The organism is Dehalococcoidia bacterium, from assembly GCA_025054935.1.
GTDB lineage: Bacteria > Chloroflexota > Dehalococcoidia > SpSt-223 > SpSt-223 > JANWZD01.
Genome location: JANWZD010000040.1, coordinates 358 through 1,001, shown reverse-complemented (window position 1 = coordinate 1,001; position 644 = coordinate 358). Strand labels below are relative to the sequence as shown.

General features: G+C 60.4%; 1 protein-coding gene. It reads left to right on the top strand.

Annotated elements, in window-relative coordinates; translation table 11 throughout:
- Nucleotides 1-595: type I-C CRISPR-associated protein Cas8c/Csd1 (locus NZ773_16150; protein MCS6803459.1), on the top strand; the 595-nt coding region annotated here is incomplete at its 5' end.
- Nucleotides 596-644 lie beyond the last annotated feature (49 nt).

Here is a 644-nt window from a genome sequence, read left to right as displayed (position 1 = left end):
TAGTCTCTACCGTGAGGCGAAGGATGTGCCCGCGCATGTACCCGAAACGCTGATGCGGAGCGCGTTTACGGGCGCGCCGCTCCCTGATGTCTTGCTTCAAACTGCCGTACAGCGCAATCGCGCCGAGCAGGGCGTGCGCTACGAGCGCGCTAAACTCATCAAGGCAGTGCTTGCTTCCCAAAACCCCCAACTCAAGGAGGTACTCACTATGCTCAATCGTGAACTGAACGATCCCGCCTACAAGTGCGGGCGAATGTTGGCTGTGATTGAACGCATCCAGAGCGCGGCGATTGGCAATCCCAACGCCACGCTGACCGACAAGTACTACGGCAGTGCGTCGACCGCGCCTGCCAGCGTGTTCGGCGTGCTGCTGCGCATGACTCAGCCCCACCTGAGCAAGCTCCGTAAGCAGAGCGAGGGGCTTGCCATCTGGCTGGAACGCGAGCTGCAGGACGCCATGCCCGACCGCTTCCCCACGACGCTCAGCCTCAAGGAGCAGGGGCTGTTCGCGCTGGGCTATTACCACCAGCGCAGCGAGTTCTTCAAATCCAAACCCAACACAACCGAGGAGGTGAACCCCGATGAGAACGCTTGATACAAACGCCATCTACTGCGATCCGAACCGACGGCACGACTTTGTGCTG